Raw genomic sequence first — 20,148 nt, 5'->3', positions numbered from 1 at the left:
TCCAGGATCAGCGCGCGTGTCTGCTCGCTCTTGGCGCCCTTGGCCTCCGACTTGTCTGTAGCCACGCCCCAGAGCCTAATCGGCGCCGCGGCAACCGCTGTCACAGGCGGCGCGTCCCGCCGCGCGGCTCGCGCCGGCCGTGCCGGGCCGCACGTAGTACCAGCCGTCCTTCGCGTCGTACACCCAGCCGTCCGCCCGCCGGTACGCCCCGCCCCCGGCCTGCCGCCACTGGTGCAGCTCGCGGTACTTGGCGGCGCCGAGCACCGCCTGCTTGGCGAACTTCATCCCTGCGGGCGTCGCCATGCGGTGGGCGGTGGCCCGGTGCTCGCGCAGCGCCCACATGCAGACGACCCAGGCGGCGGGCCCTCGGTAGACCTGGCCGCCGTCCCCGATGACGGTGATGTCGCTGAGGGTGGCGGAGTGGTCGATGCCGGGGAAGCGCCGGCGCGCCTCGTCGGACCCGGCGGGCACGAAGTCCAGCGGCACCAGTTGCCTTTGCCGGGCCAGCCAGCCGCGCGCGAAGGTGCACAGCGGGCACTCGGCGTCGTAGAGCACGGTGAGCCGGCGGACCGGAGCGTCCCCCCGGGCGCCCCGGTCCGTCTCCCCCGCGGCTCCCCCCGGGGTTCCCACCGCTGTCACGCCCCGGCCACCGGGGCGGCCCATCCCTGCGGCGGGACCGGCGGCCGCTGCTCGCGCTCCATGACGCCGCGCCGCCGGATCTTGTTGAGGACGTAGACGTTGCCCAGGTGCATCACGCCGAGGACGAGGAGCACCACGCCGAGCTTGGTCGAGAGGGCTTCGAAGACGCCGCGCGCGTTCTCGACGGTCCCGTCGTCGCTCAGGTAGAGGGCGACGAAGCCGAGGTTCACCAGATAGAAGCCGACCACCAGGAGGTGGTTGACGGCGTCGGCCAGCTTCTCGTTGCCGTGCAGCACGTCGGCGAGGAAGACCCGGCCGTTGCGGCTCAGAGTGCGCGCCACCCACACCGTCAGACCGATGCTGATGACGAGGTACACGACGTAAGCGACCACTGTGAGGTCCATGCCCCACCCTCCTTGAACTGCCTTGAACGCGTTCAAAAAACGCTGACAGGAGTGACAGTAGCCCTGTTTTTGAACACGTTCAAGCTGGTGGGTGGAATCAGCAATTCCGGGCGAGCTCGGGGCGCTTGAGGTAATCGGTGAACCCGATGACGTTGCCCCAGGGGTCCGCGATCTCGACGACGTACCCCGTGGACGTGGAGAAGGGCGGATCGAGCGGCTCGATCCCCGCCCTGGCGAGGGACCGCGCGGTCGCGCGGGCGTCCGCCACCTCCAGCCAGAGCCGCGTCGCGGGCCACGGCGGCGGCCGGTGCGTGAACCCCTCCTCGACCCGCAGCAGCAGCCCCGGCGTCTCCTTGCCGACACCGAGCAGCGCGATACCGGCCTCGTCGAGCCGGAACTTCACGGGCAGCCCGGCGCGCTCGTAGAAGGCGACGGCCTCGGCCAGATCGCCGACGGGAAGCAGCACGTTGTCGAAGCCGAGAGTGGCCGACGGGGAGGAGGTGGCGAGTGACATACCGTCAGATTAGCGCTGAATCGGTCAAACATGCATGTATGCGGTCGCCGTCGTCTCCGTGGCGTCACGGCCTCTGCGGCCAGGGGCCGTTGTCAGTGGTGACCCGTAGCGTCCTCGGCATGGGGACAGTGACGTGCGTCGACGAGACGACATCAGGGGACAGGGGCGCGGCCTTCGGGCTCGAGATCGCCGAGGAGCGGCTCACCGTGCGCGAGGTGATCAGGCGGCGCGTCTTCCAGGAGGTCGCGGAGTTCAACGCCCGCACGGAGCCGCAGGTCTTCCAGGGCCTCGTGCAGCCGCGGGACACCGAGCGCGTGCTCAACGGGTACGCGCTGCGCAGCCCGCGTCGCATCGATCCGGAGGCCCAGGCGGAGCGCGCGCTGGCCGCGTTCGCGGGGAACGGGTTCCTGGTCCTCGTCGGCGACCGGCAGATCACGGACCCGGACGAGGAGATCGAGCTGCCGCTCGGGGCCGAGGTCACGTTCCTGAAGCTCGTGCCGCTGGTGGGTGGCTGATGGGAAGCCTGCGGAGCCACCTCGACAAGATCGCTCATCATGCGGCGGCACGTGACGCGCGGCGTCTTGCCCGTGAGGCGGTCAAAGCGGCGGCGAGCGACGAAGGGGGCTGGGAGACGCCGCGCTGGGAGTACGCCGTCAGACGCTTGCAGGATCTCGACGCGGAGCTGCGCGCGCGGGTCGCGGAAGCCCTGGTGGAGGAGGTGCGCTCGCTCGGCGACGACCCGGTCGCCAGGCGAGGGGGCCTGGCCATGCTGGGCATCGTGGGCGCGGACCTGCCCGACGTGCCGCTGGCGGAGTGGCGGACCGCCGAACTGGCCCGGCTCGGGCGCTCCGCCTGGCACGAGAGCCACGCCGACCGTCTCGCCGAGGCGGAGCTCGCGACGGGCCGTGCCTTGCCCGCCGCCACCGTCGCGTACTTCCGCAGGCTCGCCGCGGAGTCGTATCGCACGGACGGAACGGCTGCCTTGGCGACGAAGCTGCACAGCCCCGTGCTCAACGTCGGGGAACCGTGGGCCGAGCACGCCATGGAGAACGTCACCGACGCGCCCGACGACCCCTGGCGCGCCCTCCTCGCGCACGCCGCGACCGCCACCTCCGCGAAGCCGACGGCCAAGTGGGAGAAGACGGCTCGACCGCTGATCGAGGCGCTCGGCGCGGACCGGGTGCGCGAGGCGGTGGTGTCGTGGCTTCCGCGGGTCGGCAAGGAGCGTACGTTCCGCCTGACTGCCCCGCGCTACGGGCCGGACGTCAACCTCACCTACGACCCGTACAACGCCAACGCCCTGCGCGGCCTGGCCTGGATCCTCGCCCTGCTGCCCGCTCACCCGGAGACGGCCCGGGCGCTCGGCCTCCTAGTCGAGAAGTCCCTGCGCAGGGTGCCGGGGGTCGGCCCCGTGAACCCGAAGGTCGCCAACGCCGGGGTCACCGCCCTCGCCCGCACCGACAGCGAGGCGGCCCTCGCCGAGCTGGCCCGGCTCGCCGCCCGCGTCACCTACAAGGGCACCCTGAAGCTGCTCAACGGCGCCCTCGACACCCGCGCGGAAGCGCTCGGGCTCAGCCGTGAGGAGGTCGAGGAGCTGGCCGTGCCCGCGTACGGGCTGACCGGGGTCGGCCGGTGCGAGACGCGGCTCGGGGACGTCACGGCCCTCCTGGAGATACAGGGCGCCAAGGCCGTCCTGCGCTGGCGCTCCGCCACCGGCAAGGAGGTCAAGTCCGTGCCCGCCGCGGTCCGCCGTGACCACTCCGACGAGGTCAAAGAGCTGAAGGCCGCCGCCAAGGACATCGACAAGATGCTCGGCGCCCAGGCCGAGCGCCTGGACCGGCAGTTCCTCGCCCGCCGCACGTGGACCTACGCCGCCTGGCGCGAGCGCTACCTCGACCACCCGCTCGTCGGCACCCTCGCCCGCCGCCTGCTGTGGACGGTCGACGGCACCACGGCCGGCTTCGCCGACGGCGCCCTGCGCACGCTCACCGACGACCCGGTCGAATCGATCGGGGACGGCGCCGAGGTCACCCTCTGGCACCCCGTCGGCCGTGAGCCCGCCGAGGTGGTCGCCTGGCGGGACTGGCTGGAGCGGCACGCGGTCACCCAGCCGTTCAAGCAGGCCCACCGCGAGGTGTACCTGCTGACCGACGCCGAGCGGGCGACGGGCACGTACTCGAACCGGTTCGCGGCGCACATCGTCCGCCAGCACCAGTTCCACTCCCTCGCCGCGGTCCGCGGCTGGCGCAACAGGCTGCGGCTCTGCGTCGACGACGAGGCGCCGCCCGCCACCCGCGAACTCCCGCAGTGGGGCCTGCGTGCCGAGTACTGGATCGAGGGGGAGGGCGAGGAGTACGGCGTCGACACCACCGATTCGGGCAGCTACCTGCGGCTCCGCACCGACCAGGTCCGCTTCTATCCGATCGGCGCCCCGGAGAACTCGGCGCACTGCTCCGGCGGCGGATACCGCATGTGGCTGCCCGACGGCGCCGAGCCGGTCGAGCCGCTCCCGCTCACCGAGATCCCGCCGCTGGTCCTCTCCGAAGTCCTGCGCGACGTCGATCTGTTCGTGGGCGTCGCCAGCGTCGGCAACGATCCGACGTGGCAGGACGGCGGGCCCGGCGGCCGGTTCCGCGAGTACTGGACGTCGTACGGCTTCGGCGAGCTGAACCAGAGCGCCGAGACCCGCCGCGTCCTGCTCGAACGCCTGGTGCCGCGGCTGGCCATCGCCGGGCAGTGCACGATCGAGGGCCGGTTCCTGCACGTCAAAGGCGCACTGCGGACGTACAAGATCCACCTCGGCTCGGGCAACATCCTGATGACGCCGAACGACCAGTACCTCTGCATCGTCCCCAAGTCGTCCACGGGAGCCGCCCCGCAGACCGGCTATCTGCCCTACGAGGGCGACCGCACCCTCGCCGTCGTGCTCAGCAAGGCGCTGATGCTCGCCAAGGACACCGAGATCACCGATCCGACGATCATCAGCCAGATACGCCGCTGAAAACGCCGTGGGCCCCGCTCCTCGGAAGGAGCGGGGCCCACGGACCGGGCATGACCGGAAGGTCAGTAGCGGCGCGTGATCAGCGCGCGCTTCACTTCCTGGATCGCCTTGGTGACCTCGATGCCGCGCGGGCAGGCGTCCGTGCAGTTGAAGGTGGTGCGGCAGCGCCACACACCGTCACGGTCGTTGAGGATCTCCAGGCGCTGCTCCCCGGCCTCGTCGCGCGAGTCGAAGATGAAGCGGTGCGCGTTGACGATCGCGGCCGGGCCGAAGTACTGGCCGTCGTTCCAGAACACCGGGCAGGACGACGTGCACGCGGCGCACAGGATGCACTTGGTGGTGTCGTCGAACCGCTCGCGGTCCTCGGCGGACTGCAGGCGCTCACGCGTCGGCTCGTTGCCCTTGGTGACGAGGAACGGCATGACGTCGCGGTACGCCTGGAAGAACGGGTCCATGTCCACGACCAGGTCCTTCAGGACCGTCAGGCCCTTGATGGCCTCGACCGTGATCGGCTTCTCCGGGTTGATGTCCTTGATGAGCGTCTTGCAGGCAAGGCGGTTCTTGCCGTTGATGCGCATCGCGTCGGACCCGCAGATGCCGTGCGCGCAGGAGCGGCGGAAGGTCAGCGACCCGTCCTGCTCCCACTTGATCTTGTGCAGCGCGTCGAGGACACGCTCCTTCGGGTCGATCTCCAGCTGGAAGTCGACCCAGTTCGCCTCCGCCGAGACCTCCGGGTTGAACCGGCGGATCCGGAAGGTGACGGTGATGTACGGGGAGTCGGCGAACCCGGGCTCGGCCTTGCCGGCCGCCTCCGCCTTGTCCATGATCGGGGTTGCCATCAGTACTTACGCTCCATCGGCTGGTAGCGGGTCTGGACGACCGGCTTGTAGTCCAGACGGATGGACTCGGAGCCGTCGTCGCCGACCTCGCGGTACGCCATGGTGTGGCGCATGAAGTTGACGTCGTCGCGGTTCGGGAAGTCCTCGCGGTAGTGGCCGCCGCGGGACTCCTTGCGGGCCAGCGCGGAGGTCGCCATGACCTCGGCCAGGTCGAGCAGGTTGCCCAGCTCGATGGCTTCCAGGAGGTCGGTGTTGAACCGCTTGCCCTTGTCCTGGATCGAGACGTTGAGGTAACGCTTGCGCAGCTCGGCGATCTTCTCGACGGCCGTCTTGATCGTCTGCTCGGTGCGGAACACCATCACGTTGGCGTCCATGCACTCCTGCAGCTCGTTGCGGAGGACCGCGACGCGCTCGGTGCCCGTCGCGTTGCGCAGCCGCTCGACCTGGGCCTCGACCAGCGACGCCGGGTTCTCCGGCAGCTCCAGGAACTGGGCCGTGTGCGCGTACTCGGCGGCGGCGATGCCGGCCCGGCGCCCGAACACGTTGATGTCGAGCAGCGAGTTCGTGCCGAGGCGGTTGGCGCCGTGCACGGAGACACAGGCGACCTCACCGGCGGCGTACAGGCCCGGGACGACGGTGGTGTTGTCCGCGAGGACCTCACCCTCGACGTTGGTCGGGATGCCGCCCATGGCGTAGTGCGCGGTCGGCTGGATCGGGATCGGGTCCGTGTAGGGCTCGATGCCGAGGTACGTGCGGGCGAACTCGGTGATGTCCGGGAGCTTCGCGTCGAGCTGCTCCGGCGGGAGGTGCGTGAGGTCGAGGTAGACGTGGTCGCCCTCGGGGCCGCAGCCGCGGCCCTCACGGATCTCCGTGTAGATGGAGCGCGAGACGACGTCACGGGACGCGAGGTCCTTCATGACCGGCGCGTACTTCTCCATGAAGCGCTCGCCGTCCTTGTTGCGGAGGATGCCGCCCTCACCGCGGGCGCCCTCCGTGAGAAGGATGCCCATGCGCCAGATGCCGGTCGGGTGGAACTGGAAGAACTCCATGTCCTCCAGCGGGATCCCGCGCCGGTAGCAGGCGGCCTGGCCGTCGCCGGTCAGGGTGTGCGCGTTGGACGTCACCTTGAAGAACTTGCCGGTGCCGCCGGACGCGTAGATGACCGACTTGGCCTGGAAGACGTGGATCTCGCCGGTGGCCAGCTCGTAGGCGACCACACCGGCGGACTTCTTGACGCCGTCTTCCTCGACGATCAGCTGGTCCAGGACGTAGAACTCGTTGAAGAACTCCACGCCCTCCTTCACGCAGTTCTGGTACAGCGTCTGGAGGATCATGTGGCCCGTGCGGTCCGCGGCGTAGCAGGACCGGCGGACCGGCGCCTCGCCGTGGTTACGGGAGTGACCGCCGAAGCGGCGCTGGTCGATGGTGCCGTCCGGGGTGCGGTTGAACGGCAGGCCCATCTTCTCCAGGTCGAGGACGGAGTCGATGGCCTCCTTCGCCAGGATCTCGGCGGCGTCCTGGTCGACCAGGTAGTCGCCGCCCTTGATCGTGTCGAAGGTGTGCCACTCCCAGTTGTCCTCCTCCACGTTGGCCAGCGCGGCGGCCATGCCGCCCTGCGCGGCGCCCGTGTGGGAGCGGGTGGGGTAGAGCTTGGTCAGCACGGCGGTGCGGCTGCGCTTGGTCGACTCGATGGCCGCGCGCATGCCCGCGCCACCGGCGCCGACGATGACGGTGTCGTACTTGTGAATCTTCACGGGTTCGCTCGCCTCGGCTTTAACGGATGTTCGGGTCGAAGGTGAAGATCACCAGCGTGCCCAGCAGGACGGTGAAGACCGTCGCGGCGTACAGCAGGCCCTTCAGCCACAGGCGGCTCTGGGGGCGCTCGGCGTAGTCGTTGATGACGGTACGCAGGCCGTTGGCGCCGTGCAGCATCGCGAGCCACAGCATCAGCAGGTCCCAGCCCTGCCAGAACGGGGACGCCCAGCGGCCCGCGACGAACGCGAAGCCGATCTTGGAGACGCCGCCGTCGAGCACGAGCTGGATCAGCAGGTGGCCGATGACGAGGACGACCAGGACGATGCCCGACAGGCGCATGAACAGCCATGCGGCCATCTCGAAGTTGCCGCGGCTGCCCTTGCCGGTCTTCGAGGTGCGCTTGCGCGGCGCCTCGATGACGGGGGCCGGGTTGTCGGCGTCGTAGAGCGAGACGCCCTCGACGGGGCCGACACCGGACGGAGCGGACGTGGTCTCAGCAGACATGTCTGGCCTCAGCTCCCGAAGAGTTCACGGACGGCGTGGCCGAGGACCGGGTAAAGGGCCCCGATCATCAGGACGACCCAGATGCCCACGACGGTCCAGAGCATCTGCTTCTGGTAGCGCGGGCCCTTCGACCAGAAGTCGACGGCGATGACACGCAGGCCGTTGAGCGCGTGGAAGAGGATGGCGGCGACGAGGCCGTACTCAAGGAGCGCGACGATCGGCGTCTTGTAGGTGGAAACGACGTCGTCGTACGACTCGGGGGAGACGCGGACGAGAGCGGTGTCCAGGACGTGTACGAACAGGAAGAAGAAAATGAGGACACCGGTGACTCGATGAGCCACCCACGACCACATGCCTTCCCGGCCGCGGTACAGCGTTCCAGCCGGCACGGAAGAACCCTCCGGGAGCGGGGACTGAGGGCCGCGCCGGCTTCACTGTCGGTCGGGCCCGGCCGGGTACGGTCCACCGGCCGCTCGTCATCGTATCGACGAGTTGTCGGCTCGATCGCGCCGGGGCCTCCGGTGTGATCAAACAGGCAATCAAACAGGCACGTACGGGCTATCGCCCAGGCTCGGCCGCCGTGCGGTGTCCGGGTCGCCGGTCCGGGCGGCGGGCAGTGCGCGCAGCAGACGGGTGATGCGTCCCCGGGCGAGTCGCCGCAGCTCCTCCGCGGCGGTCACGCGCTCCTCCTCCCGGTCGTTGCCGAGCCGGGCGTGGATGCCGGCAAGGAGGTGGTCGAGCGCCTCGCTGGGGGCGATGTCGTCCAGGCAGATCACGAAGGCGTGCCCGAACCGGGACTCGTACGCGCCGTGCGCCGCGGCCAGCGCGGTGTACGCGGCCGAGTAGGCGGCGGCGCCCGGCAGGTGGGGCAGCTCTTCGCAGGCCAGGGCCTCGGCGACGGCGCTGATGGGGAGGTCGTAGGCGGCCTCGTCGGCGGCGGCGAGCAGCGCGTCGAGGTCCGGGTAGGGGCGGTGCGCGACGAGGCGGCGGGCCCAGGCGCGGCTGCCGAAGCAGGTGTGCAGGGCGTCCTCGGCGGCGGCCCGCGGCAGCACGTTGAAGCGGGCGACTCCCTGGGCCGATCCGGTCTGCGCCGGCAGGGGCGGACGGCCGGGTACGAACGGGGCGCGGTGCGCGGACAGCGGGTGCCTCCGGCGGGAACGGGTGGGGGGCTGTGCGATGGGCTGGTGATACGGGCGGCGTGCGTGTGTTTGTGCCGTAACGCTAGCGAGGTGTGATTGCGAGTGTCCGACGGATGCGCGAATTTCACCCGGACGGAAGAGTTTAGGGCGTTTCCGTGACAGCGCCGTCCCGGACCGCTTTGGTCTCGGGTGCCGACGCGTCGTGCCTTGCCGCGGAGTTCCCCGCGCCCCTGGGGGGCGACCGTTACCGTCGGCGGCAACATGATCGCTAGCGGAGGTGGTCGCACGTGGAGCGGAAGGTGCTGTTGGGCGGCGGCGGGGTCGTCGTGGCCGGGGCGGTGATCGCGGCGGCCGTGCTGTGGCCGGACGGCGGTGACGGCTCCTCCTCGCAGGCTCCCTCGGACGGCAAGACCGGCTCGTCGGCGCCCGCGTCCCCGTCCCCCTCGCCGAGCCGGTCGTACCCGCTGTCGAAGCCGCCGCGCACGATCCCGGCGGTCCGCGACTTCACCCCGGCGCGCGGCCCCGGCTGGAAGCCGGACGGCGGCCGGGTCGTCGTGCGGGACGAGGGGCTCGCCGACGAGGGCCGGCTGATCGCCGGTGAGCTGGGCCTGAAGTACGCGGGCGAGGACGCCGAGGCGGGCGCGGGCGATGTCGAACTGGCGCTCGGCGGGGCGCGCCGGTCGCACCAGGAGTCGTACCGGATGACGGTGCGGGGCGGGACCGTCCGCATCGTCGGGCCGACCGAGACCGGTGTCTTCTACGGCACGCGCACCCTCAAGCAGGAGGCGCACGGCGGCGCGACCGTCCCGGAGGGCGTCGTCGACGACGAGCCGGCGAAGCCGCAGCGCGGGTTCATGATGGACATCGCCCGCAAGCACTTCTCCGCCGACTGGATCAAGGACAGGATCCGGGAGATCGGGGACCTGAAGTACAACCAGTTCGGGCTGCACTTCTCCGACGACCAGGCGTTCCGCATCGAGTCCGACTCGCATCCGGAGATCGTCTCCGAGGACCACCTGACCAAGGCGCAGGTGCGGGAGATCCTGGACCTCGCCGCCGAGCGGCATGTCACGGTCGTCCCCGAGATCGACTCGCCCGGCCACCTCGGCGCGGTCCTAAAGGCCCACCCCGACCTGCAACTGCGCGATGCGAACGGCGTGGCGCAGCGCGGCGCCGTCGACATCTCCAAGCCGGGGTCCGCCAAGATCGTGGACGATCTGCTGAAGGAGTACGCGGGCCTGTTCAAGGGCGCCTACTGGCACCTGGGCGCCGACGAATACCGGGCGCTGACCGTCAAGAACCCCGAGACCTCGTACCCGCAGCTCGCCACCGCGGCGAAGCGGGCGCACGGTTCCGGCGCGCGCGTGCAGGACCTCGCGCAGTCCTGGCTGAACGACCGGGCGAAGACCATGGCCCCCTTCGACCGGCACCTGAAGGCGTGGAACGACGGGTTCTTCGAGGGCGGGAGCGTCGAGGCCGACAAGAACCTGGAGGTCGCCTACTGGACCGGCAAGGAGATCGGGGCGCGCGAACCGGTCTCGTACCTGAGCGCCGGGCGGAAGGTGACCAACTACAACGACGAGTTCCTCTACTACGTCCTCGGCCAGCCCAACACCTTCACCTACCCGACCGGCAAGCGGATCTACGAGAGCTGGACACCGCGCGTCCTGCGCGGGACGACGGCCGTGCCCGCCAGTTACGACGACCAGATCCTCGGCGGCACCTTCGCCGTCTGGTGCGACCTGGCCCAGTCGCAGACCCAGGCGCAGGTCGCGCAGGGCGTTCGGATGCCGCTGCGGGCGACCGCGCAGAAGCTGTGGGACGCCGGGAAGCCGGAGCTGACGTGGTCGCAATTCTCCGATCTGGCGGCGCGGGTAACCGGCTGACCTGCGGAAACGACTGGACAGCGGAGGCCGGCGGGCCGTATGGTCCGCTGGCCGCGCGGCCGGGGGGTCGAACACAGCGGCGATGCCTGGGGAGGGCGCGCGGCTGTGCTGTGCAAGAGATGCGGGAAGAACAACGCGCTGGTCGAGGACGGGCTGTGCGCCCGCTGCTCGGACGAGGCGTTCGGGTCGCTGACGGCGCCGCCGGGCGCCGGACCGGACCGGGCGGAGCCCCTGGCGCCGCTGCCGCCGCCGGTACCGTCCGCGCCCTACGACCCGAGGGCCAGCTGGGCGCGGCTGCGGTCGCCGAACCGGCTCGCCATGCTCGCCATGGCGCTGCTCGGCCTCGTCATCGCGGTCGACCTGGGCGCGGTGGGCGTCGGGATCGCCGAGTACCAAGCCCTCGGCGACGTCGCCGGCGGCGACTGGTCCGGGTTCGACGACGGGAAGTTCGGCCGCCTCGACGACGCGTACCGGATCATGGGCGGGGCCCAGACGGTCGCGCTCGTGATCACCGCGATCGGTTTCATCGCCTGGTTCCTGCGCGTGCGCGACAACGCGCACATCCTCGCGCCGCACGGGCAGAGCAAGGCCCGCCCGTGGGCGATCTTCGGCTTCTTCGTGCCCGTCGTGGCGTTCTGGTTCCCGCGCCGGATCGCGCTCGACACCTGGCACGCCAGCGCCGACGGCCTGGAACTCTCCCGCGCGCGGGCGCGGTCCGGCGTGATCGAGCTGTGGTGGTTCCTCTGGCTCCTGAACCAGTTCGTCGGGCGGCTCGTGGGCCGGGACCTCGACAACGCCGAGAGCGTCACCGCGATCAGGTCGGCGACCGGCTGGGTGATCGCCGGTGACGTGCTCGACATCGTCAGCGCCGCCGCCGCGATCTGGTTCGTCCGGTCCCTGACCCGGCTGCAGAACCACAAGGTGACGACGGGCGACGTCCCGGGCCCGGCGACCGCCTAGGCGACACTCCGGGTGGCGAAGTCCCGCACCCCTGTGGTCTATTCGCCCGGAACTCACAGGGGAGCACCGGAACGGGGGACAGGGCCATGGGCTACTGGGGCTATTACGTGGTGGCCAGGAGCGAGCGTCCGCTGAAGGAGCTGCGCGCCCTTGCCGGGGTGGCCGATGAACTCACGCTCCTGGAGGAGCGGCCCGGCGACTGGCAGATCTGGGAGTGCCCCGGCGGCACCGGGGACCAGACGCGCGACGTCGGCAGCATGAACGTTCTGGCGGCGGAGACACGGGCGCCCGCCCTCTTCGCGTACGTGATGGACAGCCGCTGCGCCGTGATCGAGGCGGCGGCGCCGGACACCGGCGCGTGGACGACGTGCCTGGGGCGCGCCGCGACGGCCCTGTTCATCGGCGGCGACGAGCGCGCCCTGGAGGACTACTTCCTGCCGCCGGACGACGCGGCGGCGCGCGCCGTCTCCTGGGCGCGCGAGTGCGGGCGCGCCGTGGAGGCGCAGCCGCTGGCCGACGTGTTGAACGCGGTGGCGGAGCCGTCGGCGGAGGAGCTGTTCTTCCGGTTCCTGGACCGGCTCGGGGTGGCGCAGTGAGCGCCGCCGCCGGAGCCGGTCCACGAACCCGCCGCTACGGCGCCAGGTTGGCGCCGAGCCGGGCGCCCGCCGGGGTGCCCAGGGAGGCGTTGTTGTAGGTCCTGGTCGTGGTCAGACCGAGGCCCGTGCTGTTGCTCGGCACGTAGAGCAGGGTGCCGTTGTTCGTGTCCTCGCCCGCCGCGCCGATGACCAGGTCGGCCCGGCCGTAGCCGGAGAAGTCGACCAGGGCGGTGGCCGTGCCGAAGTTGTCGTTGGTCTCGGTCGCGCCCGGGACGCCCGTCGTGTCCTGCGAGAGGGCGACGGATCCGGTGCCGGTCGGGCCGGCCGACGCGCCCTTGATGAGGAGCGTCGTGCCCGCGTTGGAGCGGTTCGTCGTGCGGGTGATGTCCTCGTTCGGGGCGCCGGTCAGGATGTCGGCGTAGCCGTCGTTGTCGTAGTCGCCGACCGCGACGGACCAGCCCATGGCGTCGCCCGACTCGTTGGCGCCGGGGACGTTCGCCGTCGACTGGCTGATCGTCTTCGCGCCGGTGGCGGTCAGGCCGGTACCCGGGACGCCCTTCACGAAGGTGACCTGGCCGCCGGAGGCGCCGCCGGACTCGGCGGTGTAGGGCTGGCCGATGACGATGTCGTCGGTGCCGTCGCCGTTGACGTCACCGGCGGCGAGGGAGCGGCCGCCCTTGACGCTCAGCGTGCCCACCTGGGTCAGGCCGCTCGCGCCGCCCTTGAACCAGACGACGCGGCCGATGCCGCCCGCGTCGCGGTAGTTGAGGGCGACGTCGGCGTACCCGTCCAGGTTGAAGTCGCCGCTCGCGGCGTCCGCCCAGGCGAGGTTGCCGGTGGCCGTCGTCAGCTTGGCGTGGGCGATCCGGCCGTCCGCGTAGCGGGCCGCCCAGGTGCCGCCCGCGCCGGTGGACGCGGTGAACACGTCGGCCTTGCCGTCGGCGTCGAAGTCGGCGGCGGCCACGGCCGAGCCGATCCGGGCGCCGGTCGGCGTGTAGTTCGCGGGCAGGTCCAGGGCGAAGCCCTTGGTCAGCTCGGGACCGTACAGGGCCGTGACGGCGCCGCGGTCCTTGTGGCCCGCCGAGTCGTCCTCGCCGGGCTGGCCGACGATCAGGTCGGTGACGCCGTCGCCGTTGAGGTCGGCGGTCGCGGTGGCCGCCCCGAACTCGTCCCCGGCCTCGGCGGCGCCGAGCACGTCCCCGGCCTGCGAGATGGCCTTGCGGCCCGTGGCGGTCGGCCCGTCGATGGTGCCCGGGACGACGACGACCTGGCCGCCGCTCGACCCCTTCGGCACGCCGGCAACGATGTCCGCAGTGGCGTCGCCGATCAGGTTCTGCGAGGGCAGGGCGTGCGAGATGCCCGGCGTCGCGGCGAGGGTGCGGACGCGCGCCAGCTTCGGGTACAGGTTCGCGCCGGGGCACAGCGTGTTGTTGGTGTCCTTGTGCCCGAAGACGCGGGGCAGGGTGATGGTCGAGCCCAGGGCGACCTTGTTGCCGTCGGTTCCCAGGGCGCCGTTGGACGTCAGCGTGACGTTGCTGGTCGCCTTGATGCCGTACTGGCCGAACTTCCAGGCGACGACGCGGGCGATCGCGTCGAGCGCCGCCTTCGTCGGCTTGGCCGTCTGGAAGTTGCCGATGTAGGAGATGCCGACGGTGTCGGTGTTGAACCCGTAGTCGTGGGCGCCGTGCACCGGCAGGTCCATGCCGCCGGTACGGCCCTCGAAGATCTGGCCGCAGCGGTCGACGACGAAGTTGTAGCCGATGTCGTAGTAGTGCTTGGAGACGTGGTCCTGCTGGATCTGGCGCAGCCGCTCGGCGGACTTGGCGCAGGGGACCTGGTTGTCGGCGTCGACACCGGTGTGGTGGACGACGGCGGCCTTGATCTCCGTGTCGTAGGACGGCGTCCCGTCGTGGCTGAGGCCGGGGCCCCACACCGACTGCGGGATGATGTACGGCTTCACGACCGTCGAGGGCCGGGGGGCCGGCGGCGGGGTGTCGCTCGGCGACGGGGACGCCGTGGCCGTCGTGGTCGCCGTCGTGGTGGCGGTCGTCGTGGCGGTCGTCGTGGCCGGCGGGGTGTCGGCCGGGCTGCCGGCCTCCGTCCCGGCGAAGCTCGGGTCGACCGTCTGCGGCACGGAGGGCGTCGCCGACGGGCCGGCCGCCGTGCCCGCCGTCGGTGTCGCCGTGTCCTCGGTGAACGCGGCCGGCTCGGCGAGGTCCGTGGCCGAGGGCCCGGTGCCCGCGTCGATCAGCTTGACGTCCATGCCCGCGGGCAGGTCGGAGGCGGTGCCGTCGGCGGCGACCACCCGGACCTCGACCCCGTCCGAGACGTTCTCCGTCGGCACGGACGCGGTGCCGCCGCGGACCGCGGAGCGCTCGCGCTCGGCGCCGTCGGCGTCGTTCGTCTCCTCGGGCAGCGTGGTCCACGCGCCCCAGTCGCCGCTCTCCTTGTCCCGCGCGCGGAACTGCGCCTTGCCGTCGATCTCGTCGTCCGGGTTCTTCCACGTCACGGACACGGCGCCGAACGTCGCGGTCGACTTCCGCGGGACGACCTTGCGGTCGTCCTTCGTCTCCATCTTCAGCGTGTGCACCGCCGCGGCCCGCCGCTCGGCGCCCTTGGCGCCGTCCGCCGGATCCGCGGCCATGGCGTACGTCGCCGCCCCGGCCCCGCCGAGCACGACCGCGCCGAGCGTGATCCATGCTCTGCGCTTCATGCTGAGCGGCTTGTACGCGTGTGCGGCACGCTCGCTCTGCTCCTTGCCGCGCGAATGTCGCGGGCTCAAATGCCCCACCCCTTGGAGAAGTTCTCAAGAACCCCGCGTGTTTCACGGGGAGTTGATCTGTTCAGCGGACAGCCGTCGAGGAACGTCACACGCACCCCACGGCTGTGCCCCCAGACGACCGACGGCCTCCGAAGGTTGTACGCGGGCGGGCGAGGGCGCGCTGTTCGAGGTCTGAGCGCCTGTCTGCAAACCCCCGCCTGCGCCCCGACGCCCGGCGCGCGTACGACCGGTCCTGTGACGTTTCCGTGCGCAGGGGCGCTGATCGGCATGGGCGCGTCCACGGGCGTGGAGCCCGGCACATCGTTGTCGTACGAAGAGGGAAGCGGTTGGGCCAGGGAGCGGAGCCCCGTCGTCCGGATGTCCGCGACGACGCGCTGGGCGCGGCCGTGGCACGGGCCCAGGGAGGCGACGAGGCCGCCTTCGCCGTCGCCTACCGCATGGTGCAGCCCGGACTGCTCGGCTATCTGCGCGGGCTCGTCGGGACCGAGGCGGAGGACGTCGCCGCCGACGCCTGGCTGGAGATAGCCCGCGACCTGGGCCGCTTCCGCGGCGACGGCGCGGGCTTCCGCGGCTGGACCGCGACCATCGCCCGCCACCGCGCCCTCGACCTGCTGCGCCGGCAGAAGGCGCGCCCGCGCACCTCCGTCCTGGAGCAGGACGTGTTCGACCTGCCCGCCGCCCACAACACCGCCGACCAGGCCCTGGAGACCCTGTCCACGGAACGCGCCCTCGCCCTCATCGGCGAACTCCCCCGCGACCAGCGGGAGGCCGTGCTGCTGCGCGTCGTCGTCGGGCTCGACGGGCCCGCCGCCGCGCGCGTCCTCAGCAAGCGCCCCGGCTCGGTCCGCACGGCGGCGTACCGGGGGCTGAAGCGGCTCGCGCGGCAGCTGGGCGGGGCCGAGGACGGGCCCGGCACGCAGAGGGGAGCGGGATGAGCGGGACCTCCGTACCGCCGGACGGTGTCGGCGCCCGGCTCGCCGCGGCCGTCGTCGGCGCCGGGCCGCCCGACGCGGACGCGGAACAGGCGGCGCTCACCGCGTTCCGCGCCGCGCGGGACGCCGGCGCGCTCGACGCGCGGCCCCGGCCCGGCGACGACTGGCGGCCGCGCCGCCGCCCGGCCAGGTGGTCCCTGCGGGCGGTCGTCGGGACGCTGGTGGCGAGCGTCGCCGTGGGCGGGGTGGCGGTGGCGGGCATCGGGACGGTGTCCTCGCCGGACGATCCGGGGGAGCGGGGGCGGCCGGGGCGGACGGGTGCGCCGTCGGCGAGTGCGAGTGCGGGTCCGAGTACGGGTCCGGCGGGTCCTGGTGCGGCGGCTCCGGGAGAGGCGGGTACGGATCCGGCGGGTACGGCAGCGGCGTCTTCGGTTCCGGCCGGCTCGGTACCGGCCGGCTCGGCTTCCGGGGCCGCGACTCCCGCTGCCACAGGCCCCGTTGAGGCCCCCTCGGGGCAACCGAGGGACCGCCTGTCCGAGAAGGCCGCCGGAACCGCGGGGACCGCGGACCCGTCCCGTCCCGGACAGGCCGAGGACCAGCAGGCCCGCTGCAAGTCCTACGAGGCCGGCCACGGGCTGAACCGCTCGGAGCGGGCCGCCGAGGGCTGCGAGACCCCCACGGCCACCGCGGAGTCCGACACGGCCGGGTCCGGCAAGGCGCACGGGAAGCCGTGACCCCGTAAACGGGACGACCGGGGTCGCCACCCCCCACAGGAGAGACCCCGGCCGCCGCGCGGTACGGGTCGCTAACGGCCCGTACTTGTCTCAGCGCCGCACCTGCGTTTTGTGTCACACCCCGGTGGGTGACGCGTTGGTTGCACGTTGTACAAACATGGACGCGAGGGCGTTTCAGGCCGTAGCGTGCTGATTCGCGCCGGGAGCGCACACCTTCACACGGGGCACGGGCTTCATCACCGGGGCAGGCAGGGACTGGAAGTGCTGGGGGACGACGCGGAGCTGACCGCCGCGGTGCTTGCGGCACAGGACGGGGACGAGACCGCGTTCCGGACTGTGTACCGCGCCGTGCACCCACGGCTGCTCGGATACATACGCACGCTCGTCGGTGAACCGGACGCCGAGGACGTCGCGTCCGAGGCCTGGCTGCAGATCGCCCGGGACCTCACCCGTTTCGAGGGCGACGCCGACCGGTTCCGCGGCTGGGCCGCCCGCATCGCCCGCAACCGCGCCCTCGACCACATCCGGATGCGCGGACGCAGGCCCGCCATCGGCGGCGACGAGAGCGAACTCGCCGCACGGCCCGCGCTCTCCGACACCGCAGGCGAGGCGCTCGAGTCCCTCGCCACCGGCTCCGCGATGCACCTCATATCCCAGCTGCCCCAGGACCAGGCCGAGGCCGTCGTGCTGCGCGTCGTCGTCGGCCTCGACGCGAAGAGCGCCGCGCAGACCCTCGGCAAGCGGCCGGGCGCCGTCCGCACCGCCGCCCACCGCGGCCTCAAGCGGCTCGCCGAACTGCTCGGCGCGGACCAGAAATCCTCCGGTCCTCTCGAATCCGTCCCGCATCAGAGGCAGCCGAGCACCCCTACGGTGACGTCTGCCGGTGTGACGCAATCGCGTACACGGACGCAGAAGGACATGTGATGGCCGACGAGCACGACAAGTGGCTGGACCGCGACGCGGCGGAGCGCCTGCTGCGCGGGGAGCCCTTGGAGGCCGCCACCGAGGACGACGCCCGGCGGGCCGAGCGGCTGAGCGCCGCGTTCGACGCGCTGACCGTCCTGCCCGCGGGACCCGACGGGGAACTCCCCGGCGAGGACGCGGCGCTGAAGGCGTTCCGGGAGGCCCGCGCCGTCTCCGCGGTGGACGCCGCCGTGCACGAGACGGCCGCCAGCGTGGTGATCGCCGGGCGGCACGGGGCCGGGGAGCGCCCGCGCCGGTCGCGGTCGATGCGGTTCGGGCTCGCCGCCGCGCTGGCCGCCTGCATGGTCGGCGGCGTCGGTGTGGCCGCCGGAACCGGGATGATGCGCTCCCCCTTCGGCGGCAGCGGCGATCCGACGCCCGCCTCCTCCGTGTCGGGCGGCGTGACCGACCCCGACGAACGGCCGCTGGTCTCGCCCCCGCCGCGCGGCAAGGACAAGGGCGAGGTCCTGCCCGACGGCTCGACGACCCCGGACCCCAGCGGTTCGCCGGGGATCGGCGCCGGGGACACCGCGCGGAAGGAGCCGCCCGGCACCTCCGCGCCGGCCACCCCCGGCGACGGCAAGGACACGGCGGGCGGCAACCGTGACGACGACCGGATGTCCGACCGGCTGCGCCGCGTGACCGACGCCTGCCGCCGCTACCGGGACGGCGACCTCAGCGCCGACGAACGACGGCGGCTGCGCGGCTCCGCGAAGCAGTACGGCCGGAGCAGCGCGGACATCGGCCGGTTCTGCGACCGCGTGCTCGACCCGTCCGGCGACTCCGAGTACTCCGGAGGCAAGGACGGCGCGCCCAACGGAACCAACGGAAGCAACGGAAGCAACGGTCCGAAGGGTTACTACGGGCCGAACCAGTCGGGCGACTCACAGGGCGCGGGCGGGTCCGACAGCTCCTACGGCCTGTCCGGCCCTCACCAGCACGGCGGCGGCCAGGACGCCGACGAGGACGACGACCCCGACCCCGACCCGGCCTCGGGCCACCACCGCCGGGGCGGCGGCAGCGGCCCCCGCGACGGCCGCCCGCACGGCCAGGGGGACCACCGCGGCGACCGCGCAGGCGACCGCGCGGGCGACCGGGACCGCGACCGGAAAACCTACCGGGAAACCGGCTCTGACCAGCGCCGATCTGATCAGCGAAAAAAAGTTGCGCACCAGGTGTGACATTTTCCGCCGCGTGGACGCAGTACTGATTGCCGACTGGTCATCGGCAGCGCACGAGCCGGGGGTTCCCCCCGTACCTTCGGCTCAGTGCCACCGGCGTGGGTGGGACACGTTCCCCCGGTCCCACCCACGCCCCCATTCTTCGCACCTCTCCGCACTGCACCTCACCGCACTGCACCTCACCAGTAGATGACGACCTTGTCGCCGTCGCGCACCTGCGCGAACAGGCTCGCGATCTTCGCCTCGTCCCGAACGTTCACGCAGCCGTGCGAGGCGCCGCTGTAGCCGCGGGCCGCGAAGTCCGACGAGTAGTGCACCGCCTGGCCGCCGCTGAAGAACATCGCGTAGGGCATCGGTGTGTCGTACAGCGTCGAGACGTGGTGCCGGGACTTCCAGAACACGTGGAAGAGGCCCTCGCGGGTGGGCGTGTACTGCGACCCGAACCGTACGTCCGTCGTCAGCAGCCGCTTGCCGTCCACCATCCACGACACCGTCCGGCTCTTCTTGCTGATGCACAGCGCCCGGCCCGTCATACAGCGCGGGTCGGGTTTCGCGGCGGGCTGCCCGCCCGCCGCGTACAGCTCGTCACGGGTCGGTTCGCGCGTCATCGCCACGAGACGCTGCCAGGTGACGGTGTCGGTGATGCCGGTGCTCGGCAGACCGCGCTTCAGCTGGAACCCGCCGACCGCCTTCGCCGTCGGGTCGTCGTACGTGCCGGTCGGCCCGTCGAAGAGCCACGCGATCTGCCGCAGCCGCGCCTGGAGTTCGCGCACCTGCGCGCCACGGCTGCCCGGGGCGTACAGGGTCGGGCCCGGGACCGGCGCCACCGAGGCGGGGGTCGACGGCTTGTCGTCACCGGCGTTCGCGGGCTGCCCGCGGGGTTTGTCGTGGCCGGTACCCGACGGTTTGGCGGCCCCCGGCGCGGACGTCGCCGCCGTGCCGGGGGCCGACGCGGCAGCGGACGCCGGCGGCCCGGAGGGCGCCGCCCCCGACTGGCCCACTCCGCCCGCCCCGACCGTCTCGACCTTGCAGCCGCAGGTCAGGGCGAGCACCCCGAGCCCGACGAGCGTTCTCCGTATGACAGCTGTTCGCATGACGTCCCCCGCCTGCCGCGCCGTTCCCTGTTGTCACTCCAGATGCTGCCCGCGCCACGCCGGTCGCGAACAGGGCGCGCGCACTCTGGCCGACTCCGGGCGGTGGGCCTGTGAGCAAGCTCCCAGCGTGGGCCCCTCCACCGAGCGCACGCCCGCCGCTACAGTCCGTAGCGGGGTGCGGCGACTCCTGGCAGTGGCGCGCACCCGACGCACGATCCGTCGGCA

19 protein-coding genes are annotated in these 20,148 nt (G+C 72.1%); 9 read left to right on the top strand and 10 right to left on the bottom strand.

Features of this window, described 5'->3' with window-relative positions:
• Positions 1–75: 75 nt before the first annotated feature.
• From C1N81_RS20570 to C1N81_RS20560, 3 genes are all read right to left on the bottom strand, one after another.
• Entirely contained in the window at positions 76–630 is a 555-nt protein-coding gene (locus C1N81_RS20570) for a thiol-disulfide oxidoreductase DCC family protein (protein ID WP_394438091.1), read from the bottom strand.
• Positions 631–635: 5 nt separating this feature from the next.
• Positions 636–1,043: a hypothetical protein gene (locus C1N81_RS20565; protein ID WP_394431196.1), complete on the bottom strand. Its 408-nt coding sequence runs from the start codon at positions 1,041–1,043 to the stop codon at positions 636–638.
• A gap of 97 nt (positions 1,044–1,140) precedes the next feature.
• Positions 1,141–1,557 (bottom strand): VOC family protein, encoded by a 417-nt coding sequence (locus C1N81_RS20560; RefSeq protein WP_394431194.1) that lies wholly within the window; start codon positions 1,555–1,557, stop codon positions 1,141–1,143.
• Between the two features lie 119 nt (positions 1,558–1,676).
• On the opposite strand from C1N81_RS20560, the gene C1N81_RS20555 reads away from it, so the two are divergent.
• Positions 1,677–2,072: a hypothetical protein gene (locus tag C1N81_RS20555; protein WP_394431192.1), complete on the top strand. Its 396-nt coding sequence runs from the start codon at positions 1,677–1,679 to the stop codon at positions 2,070–2,072.
• The gene (locus tag C1N81_RS20550; protein ID WP_394431191.1) at positions 2,072–4,558 is read left to right on the top strand and encodes a DUF4132 domain-containing protein; all 2,487 of its coding nucleotides are present in this window, start codon (positions 2,072–2,074) and stop codon (positions 4,556–4,558) included. The genes C1N81_RS20555 and C1N81_RS20550 overlap by 1 nt, the downstream gene beginning before the upstream one ends.
• Before the next feature lie 62 nt (positions 4,559–4,620).
• Here C1N81_RS20550 and C1N81_RS20545 read toward each other — a convergent pair whose 3' ends face one another.
• From C1N81_RS20545 to C1N81_RS20525, 5 genes are all read right to left on the bottom strand, one after another.
• Positions 4,621–5,397, bottom strand: a complete 777-nt coding sequence (locus C1N81_RS20545; protein WP_394431189.1) for a succinate dehydrogenase iron-sulfur subunit — start codon at positions 5,395–5,397, stop codon at positions 4,621–4,623.
• Positions 5,397–7,151 carry a succinate dehydrogenase flavoprotein subunit gene (gene sdhA / locus C1N81_RS20540; RefSeq protein WP_394431188.1) on the bottom strand — a complete coding sequence of 585 codons (1,755 nt, stop codon included), beginning with the start codon at positions 7,149–7,151 and terminating at the stop codon, positions 5,397–5,399. Before sdhA ends, C1N81_RS20545 begins: the two co-directional genes overlap by 1 nt.
• A gap of 19 nt (positions 7,152–7,170) precedes the next feature.
• On the bottom strand, positions 7,171–7,656 hold the full coding sequence (locus tag C1N81_RS20535) for a succinate dehydrogenase hydrophobic membrane anchor subunit (RefSeq protein ID WP_394431186.1): 486 nt from the start codon (positions 7,654–7,656) through the stop codon (positions 7,171–7,173).
• 8 nt (positions 7,657–7,664) lie between these two features.
• On the bottom strand, positions 7,665–8,045 hold the full coding sequence (sdhC, locus tag C1N81_RS20530) for a succinate dehydrogenase, cytochrome b556 subunit (RefSeq protein ID WP_394431184.1): 381 nt from the start codon (positions 8,043–8,045) through the stop codon (positions 7,665–7,667).
• A 150-nt stretch (positions 8,046–8,195) separates the two neighbouring features.
• A complete protein-coding gene (locus C1N81_RS20525) occupies positions 8,196–8,795 on the bottom strand; it encodes a 2-oxo-4-hydroxy-4-carboxy-5-ureidoimidazoline decarboxylase (protein WP_394438089.1) in 600 nt (199 codons plus the stop codon).
• Positions 8,796–9,094: 299 nt separating this feature from the next.
• Here C1N81_RS20525 and C1N81_RS20520 point away from each other — a divergent pair, with 299 nt between their 5' ends.
• The 3 genes from C1N81_RS20520 (at position 9,095) to C1N81_RS20510 (ending at position 12,237) form a co-directional block, all read left to right on the top strand.
• Positions 9,095–10,681 (top strand): beta-N-acetylhexosaminidase, encoded by a 1,587-nt coding sequence (locus tag C1N81_RS20520; protein WP_394438087.1) that lies wholly within the window; start codon positions 9,095–9,097, stop codon positions 10,679–10,681.
• A gap of 105 nt (positions 10,682–10,786) precedes the next feature.
• On the top strand, positions 10,787–11,641 hold the full coding sequence (locus C1N81_RS20515; RefSeq protein WP_394431182.1) for a DUF4328 domain-containing protein: 855 nt from the start codon (positions 10,787–10,789) through the stop codon (positions 11,639–11,641).
• Positions 11,642–11,727: 86 nt separating this feature from the next.
• Positions 11,728–12,237 (top strand): hypothetical protein, encoded by a 510-nt coding sequence (locus tag C1N81_RS20510; RefSeq protein ID WP_394431181.1) that lies wholly within the window; start codon positions 11,728–11,730, stop codon positions 12,235–12,237.
• 34 nt (positions 12,238–12,271) lie between these two features.
• On the opposite strand, the gene C1N81_RS20505 is transcribed toward C1N81_RS20510, so the two are convergent.
• The gene (locus C1N81_RS20505) at positions 12,272–15,019 is read right to left on the bottom strand and encodes an N-acetylmuramoyl-L-alanine amidase (protein ID WP_394431180.1); all 2,748 of its coding nucleotides are present in this window, start codon (positions 15,017–15,019) and stop codon (positions 12,272–12,274) included.
• 326 nt (positions 15,020–15,345) lie between these two features.
• On the opposite strand from C1N81_RS20505, the gene C1N81_RS20500 reads away from it, so the two are divergent.
• The 4 genes from C1N81_RS20500 to C1N81_RS20485 all read left to right on the top strand — a co-directional run bounded on the left by C1N81_RS20500 (position 15,346) and on the right by C1N81_RS20485 (position 18,829).
• Positions 15,346–15,954, top strand: coding sequence for an RNA polymerase sigma factor (locus C1N81_RS20500; RefSeq protein ID WP_394431179.1), 609 nt, complete (start codon positions 15,346–15,348; stop codon positions 15,952–15,954).
• Complete coding sequence (locus tag C1N81_RS20495; RefSeq protein WP_394431177.1) at positions 15,951–16,685, top strand: hypothetical protein; 735 nt, start codon at positions 15,951–15,953, stop codon at positions 16,683–16,685. The genes C1N81_RS20500 and C1N81_RS20495 overlap by 4 nt, the downstream gene beginning before the upstream one ends.
• A 261-nt stretch (positions 16,686–16,946) precedes the next feature.
• Positions 16,947–17,609: an RNA polymerase sigma factor gene (locus tag C1N81_RS20490; protein WP_394431175.1), complete on the top strand. Its 663-nt coding sequence runs from the start codon at positions 16,947–16,949 to the stop codon at positions 17,607–17,609.
• On the top strand, positions 17,609–18,829 hold the full coding sequence (locus tag C1N81_RS20485; RefSeq protein WP_394431173.1) for a hypothetical protein: 1,221 nt from the start codon (positions 17,609–17,611) through the stop codon (positions 18,827–18,829). Before C1N81_RS20490 ends, C1N81_RS20485 begins: the two co-directional genes overlap by 1 nt.
• A gap of 179 nt (positions 18,830–19,008) precedes the next feature.
• On the opposite strand, the gene C1N81_RS20480 is transcribed toward C1N81_RS20485, so the two are convergent.
• On the bottom strand, positions 19,009–19,923 hold the full coding sequence (locus C1N81_RS20480; protein WP_394431171.1) for a L,D-transpeptidase family protein: 915 nt from the start codon (positions 19,921–19,923) through the stop codon (positions 19,009–19,011).
• Between the last annotated feature and the right edge of the window lie 225 nt (positions 19,924–20,148).

Source organism: Streptomyces sp. SGAir0957, assembly GCF_043523415.1.
This window is presented reverse-complemented; position numbering and strand designations above follow the sequence as displayed.

Excerpts from the sequence above, each read along its gene's own strand:
- C1N81_RS20485 (WP_394431173.1), top strand. The coding sequence starts at position 17,609 with ATGGCCGACGAGCACGACAAGTGGCTGGACCGCGACGCGGCGGAGCGC.
- C1N81_RS20555 (WP_394431192.1), top strand. The coding sequence starts at position 1,677 with ATGGGGACAGTGACGTGCGTCGACGAGACGACATCAGGGGACAGGGGC.
- C1N81_RS20510 (WP_394431181.1), top strand. The coding sequence starts at position 11,728 with ATGGGCTACTGGGGCTATTACGTGGTGGCCAGGAGCGAGCGTCCGCTG.
- C1N81_RS20495 (WP_394431177.1), top strand. The coding sequence starts at position 15,951 with ATGAGCGGGACCTCCGTACCGCCGGACGGTGTCGGCGCCCGGCTCGCC.
- C1N81_RS20480 (WP_394431171.1), bottom strand. The coding sequence starts at position 19,923 with ATGCGAACAGCTGTCATACGGAGAACGCTCGTCGGGCTCGGGGTGCTC.
- C1N81_RS20550 (WP_394431191.1), top strand. The coding sequence starts at position 2,072 with ATGGGAAGCCTGCGGAGCCACCTCGACAAGATCGCTCATCATGCGGCG.
- C1N81_RS20535 (WP_394431186.1), bottom strand. The coding sequence starts at position 7,656 with ATGTCTGCTGAGACCACGTCCGCTCCGTCCGGTGTCGGCCCCGTCGAG.
- C1N81_RS20565 (WP_394431196.1), bottom strand. The coding sequence starts at position 1,043 with ATGGACCTCACAGTGGTCGCTTACGTCGTGTACCTCGTCATCAGCATC.
- C1N81_RS20545 (WP_394431189.1), bottom strand. The coding sequence starts at position 5,397 with ATGGCAACCCCGATCATGGACAAGGCGGAGGCGGCCGGCAAGGCCGAG.
- C1N81_RS20560 (WP_394431194.1), bottom strand. The coding sequence starts at position 1,557 with ATGTCACTCGCCACCTCCTCCCCGTCGGCCACTCTCGGCTTCGACAAC.